Source organism: Methanospirillum sp., from assembly GCF_028679455.1.
Classification (GTDB): domain Archaea; phylum Halobacteriota; class Methanomicrobia; order Methanomicrobiales; family Methanospirillaceae; genus Methanospirillum.
Window position 1 is genome coordinate 1 of record NZ_JAJRBM010000329.1, and the last position, 5197, is coordinate 5197.

The following is a 5197-nucleotide window of genomic DNA, read 5'->3' on the forward strand; positions in this document are numbered from 1 at the left end:
AATCATCGATCACGAGTATTCCTGGGGGTCTGCGAAACAGCCAGTTCTCTTCAGGATTACTCATTCTGGCCATTCTTATAGGTCTGGTCTGTTCTCCGGTATCTGCAGGTACCAAGTACCTGGCCGGATCTCCTGATATCTCTGCATCTATCTCCGGGAATCATGATCTCACACCCGGCACTACCGCCCTGCTTCCGGTATCCATAGAAAATACCGGTCTTATCTCCTCCAGGATGGTCGAATCACAGATCCTGGAGCAGGATGATGTCCCCAGTACTGCAAAGATGGTGCTTGTTTCGCTGGAAGCCGGTGATGCACCGGTACTAGTCAAATCAGACTCCCAGATGCTTGGGGACATTGCTGCATCTCATGCAAAAAGTGCCACATTTCAGGTTCGCGTAAAAGATGATGCACGTGCAGGTAAGTACACCGTCCCGCTTCATGTCAGGTATACCTACCTTGCCGAAGCAGATCAGCAAGGGACCGAGAGTGTCACTTACCGGTACATCGAGCGTGATCTGATTCTTGAACTTCCGTTTGTCATCAAATCAGCGATTACTCTTGATGTGACTGATGTCACCACTGACGATATCAATGCCGGAGGATCGGGATATGTTCTGGCAACTCTGAAGAACTCCGGGACCGATGCAGGATTAAAGACTGTTGCAAAGATTTCGCGCGATGATGGTTCTCCCGTGGTTCCGGTGGACAGTGCTGTCTACATTGGATCCTTTACGCCTGGTGAGACAGTGCAGACGAAGTTTAAGGTTTCCATCGCAAACGATGCACAGCAACAGAAGTATCCGCTAAACCTCTTTGCATCGTATGAAAACGCAGATGGTGAAACACTGAATACTCCGATACAACGGGTTGGTATTCCGGTCAAAGAAAAAATTAGGTTTTCAGTTGTCAGTACTCCGGCCATGATTACCTCAGGTGGGCAGAAGATCATTGAGGTTGATTATCAGAATGATGGCGATAGTCCGGTCTACAAGGCAGAGGCAAGAATTACTCTGGTAGATCCATTCACGAGTAATGATGCACTTGCATACCTGGGGGACATTAAGCCTGGTGAACATGCACGGGCTCTGTTTGAAATCAGCGCATCAGATGATGCAGATGAAAAAACATATGCTCTGGACTCTGAAGTGCGGTTCCGTGATGCACTGGATATCAGTCAGACATCAGATACCGTCAAGGTGCCGATTACCGTTACATCATCCGGTGCATTCGCGTTTATCACTGCAGACCCGGTTGCTGTACTCCTGCTACTCGTGATCATCATTGGTGGCGGATATTACTACTTTGGTGTACGCCGGAAGATCCCTGTTTCATAATCTGACAATATGTCGAGACAATAGTTCTAAGACAGAATTATTAATCTAAAGAACAAAAATGTGGTGGAAGTTTCCTGAAATGGATGACAAACTCATGCATTGTTACTGAACAACCATTCAACGAGCATAATTATGAATTATAACCAGATATGCAAACCACTCATGGTAGTGGTATTCGGCCTGCTGATCGCAGCGTTGGTAGCCTCTCCCGCTCTTGCAGGGACGAAATATATGTCAGGTTCACCAAACCTGACCGCAAGTATTGCCGGAAGTAACGAGTTTACTCCTGGGACCACGGTTCAGATGAAGGTTCTGATCCAGAATACCGGTCTGAACACGATCAAGATGGTCCAGTCCGGAATTGTTGACCGTGATGATGTTCCAAGCACTGCAAAGATGGTGAAAGTCACCCTCGGTGCTGGTGATGCTCCGGTTCTCATCAAGTCAGACCCCCAGATGATCGGTGATATCAAAGCCTCAAACAACAGTCAGGTACCGATTGATATCAGAGTCAGGGATGATGCCAAGGCAGGCACGTATCTAGTCCCGCTCAATATTGAATACACCTATCTGGCTGATGCAGATCAGCAGGGAACTGACAGTCTGACCTACCGGTACGTAAAGAAAGATCTCCAGATTGAACTGCCATTCGTAGTGAAATCTGCAATCAATCTTGATGTGCTCTCAGTCACTCCCGAAAATATCAATGCAGGTGGTTCTGGTTATGTCACCCTTAAACTGAAGAACAGTGGCACAGATGCCGGGATGAAGTCAATCGCCAAACTGAGTCGCAGTGGCAGTTCTCCGGTTGTCCCGGTTGACAGCACCGTCTATATCGGTACCTTTGCACCGGGTCAGGAAGTAGATGCCAAGTTCAAGGTATCAGTCTCCAAAGATGGTGAACCGCAGGAATATCCGCTCTCAGTACTCGTTTCCTATGAAAATGCTGACGGTGAGACCCTCGATACTCCATCAGAAGATTTCGGCGTCCCGGTAGGGTCAAAGGTCTCGTTCACGGTAACCAGCCCTGCCGGTGAGACCTCACCTGGGAAAAAGCAGGCAATTGAAGTGACCTATCGGAATGATGGTGCTGCAACAGCATATAGTGCCGAAGCCCGTATCAGCGCCGTTGATCCCTTCACGAGCAACGATGACCTTGCGTACCTCGGTGACCTCAAACCAGGTGAGTCAGGGACTGCAAAGTTTGAGATCAGCACTGCATCAGATGCAACCAAGAAGACCTATGGATTAGATTCTGAAATCAGGTACCGTGATGCCCTTGACAACAGCCAGATATCAGACACGGTTAAGGTCCCGATCTCAGTGGTTACCCGGGAAGGTATTACCTCACTCCTTGGAAACCCGGTAGTTCTCGCAGTACTGCTGGTCATCATCCTTGGTGGCGGATATTATCTCTATACCCGGCGCCAGAAAAAACAGGATAACTAACCGATAACCCGGTTGTGATGTACCTATGCGTTCATTTTTTTCCAGCGTTGCTGATCTCGTAGTTTACCGGCCACGACTTCTCTCAAAAATCATTCTTGTTCTGATGCTCATCTCACTGGTCGGGATGAGTATGATCTCGATGGCTACCGGGAATGATACCTATCTGGACAAAAATTCAGAACGAGGCATCATCTCAAACCATTATTCAGATACGTTCCAGCAGAATACGCTGGTTATTCTCTTTGAATGCAACGATCCCACAAGCCCAGACGTTCTGGAGTATATCGACTCAATTATGGGGCCGATCAGAAATCTTCAGTATGTGTCCGGGACTGCTGCGGTAACTGACGTAATCAAGCAGGCAAATAATGGAACACTTCCCCTCTCATCAGGGGAAGTCACTGCTGTTGAGGAGAAGATATCCCCGGCGATTCTCAAACGGTATGTTCCATCAAACCTGCTGAACATGGCAATGGTGACCCTTGAGCCGGGGCTCACTGATAAGAAGAAAGAGTCTGCGATGAAGAATATCATCTCATTCATCGACAGTACTGATATCCCTCCCGGCTTGTCGGTTAAGCTCACTGGTGATGCAGCATTCAGTATGGAGATGAAGAATGAGATGGGAAAGTCCATGGCTACTCTCATTCTTGCTGCCCTTATCCTGATGGTAGTGGTCATGGGACTGCTCTTTGCCTACGTCAGCCATCGGTTCCTGCCGGTCCTGATCGTTGCAATCGGGCTTCTGTTCACCTTCGGGGTAGTCGGACTTGCCGGGGTTACTGTCAGTATGGCAGTAATTTCTGCCTTCCCGGTGATGATTGGGCTTGGGATTGATTATGCAATCCAGTTCCACTCGCGACTTGAAGAGGAAGCCAGGACAAACCCACTTCCTGACGCTATCAGGCACACCATCACCAAAACCGGCCCTGCGGTTATGTACGCCATGCTTGCTACCACGATGGGATTCTTCGCGATGTTTATCTCTCCGGTTCCGATGATCCAAGGGTTTGGCCTTGTGAGTATCATCGGGGTTGTGGTCTGTTATCTGACATCGCTGATCGGTATCCCGCTCATTGCGATACTATTTAATTACAAGGCAAAAGGAGCGGGAAAGTCAAAGCTTACCGATAGTATTGATTCAGGTCTCTCCAGACTGGCAGTAGGGATTGCGAAGAACCCGGTACCGGTTCTGCTCGTTGTTTTCCTTGTGGCATTTATCGGAATCCAGCTGGATTCACAGATTCCCATCGATACCAACCAGAACTCTTTCGTTCCTCCGGGAATGCCGGCAAAAGTCACGCTTGATAAAGTAACCCGTACGGTGGGATCCACCGATCCTGCACCGGTTCTTGTGTATGGCGATAATGTCCTTGCACTTGACAGTGTCAAGTGGATGAAAGAGTTCACCACGATGGAGATGAATCTGCATCCCACCCGGCTGAACAATGCGGTGAGTATTGCAGACTATGCAATCACGTATAACAACGGGACAATGCCCCAGACCCAGAGTGAGCTGGATGCCGCTCTGACAAAGATCCCCGAAGGGACCAAAAAGCAGTACCTGAACGGTCAGACTGAAGCAGTTATTCAGTTGTATACTACCAATATGGAGACTCCGGCAAAAAGTGATCTGAAAGACCTGATGAAAGGGGATCTTCTGATGTATCCCCCACCACCGGGCATCAAGACCAGTATCACCGGAAGTTTTGATCTGTTCACCTCCCTCATCAGTGAACTGGTGGAGAGCAAAGAAGCGATGACTTATCTCGGGTTCATCCTGGTTGCCCTCTTCCTGGGGCTGGTATACCGGAACATCAATGCCCTTTCCCCGATTGTGCCGATCATTGCGATTGTTGGATGGAATGCGGTGGCCATGTATGTACTTGGTATCGATTACAACCCGATGACCGCCTGTCTTGGATCGATGACGATAGGGGTGGCAGCTGAGTATACGATCCTGGTGATGGAACGGTATCTGGAAGAACGGGAAGAGACTGATGATGTCATCGAGGCCATCAGGAATAGTGTGCGAAAGATTGGATCTGCAATCCTGGTATCAGGGCTTGCGACCTTCTTCGGATTTTCTGCCCTGATTCTATCGACCTTCCCGATCATCAGCAACTTTGGACTGACCACCATTATTGCGGTACTCTTCTCACTGATTGGTGCCGTTGCAGTGATGCCTGCAGTACTGTCACTACTCGATCAGATCCTCCACAAGGTTGAGGAGGTTGAAGAAGATGTTCTTCACGTGCATCCCCACCATAAAGAATGATGAACATGCTCTGCATGTTCAGGTCCGGTCTTGATGGCTCCCATCAAACTTTTTTACCGATCATTATTGAAATAATTGATTGTACAACGACATCCTTACTATCATCCTGATCATAGATCAGATCAGCATGTCT

The 5197-nt window shown here is 48.5% G+C and carries 3 protein-coding genes; all 3 read left to right on the forward strand.

The window, feature by feature from the left end:
- The coding region (locus tag LUQ50_RS11370; RefSeq protein WP_300039951.1) for an S-layer protein at window positions 1-1337 on the forward strand (1337 nt) is incomplete at its 5' end.
- 132 nt (window positions 1338-1469) lie between these two features.
- Window positions 1470-2786, forward strand: a complete 1317-nt coding sequence (locus LUQ50_RS11375) for an S-layer protein (protein ID WP_300039952.1) — start codon at window positions 1470-1472, stop codon at window positions 2784-2786.
- Between the two features lie 25 nt (window positions 2787-2811).
- Window positions 2812-5064, forward strand: coding sequence for an RND family transporter (locus tag LUQ50_RS11380; protein ID WP_300039953.1), 2253 nt, complete (start codon window positions 2812-2814; stop codon window positions 5062-5064).
- Window positions 5065-5197: the final 133 nt, after the last annotated feature.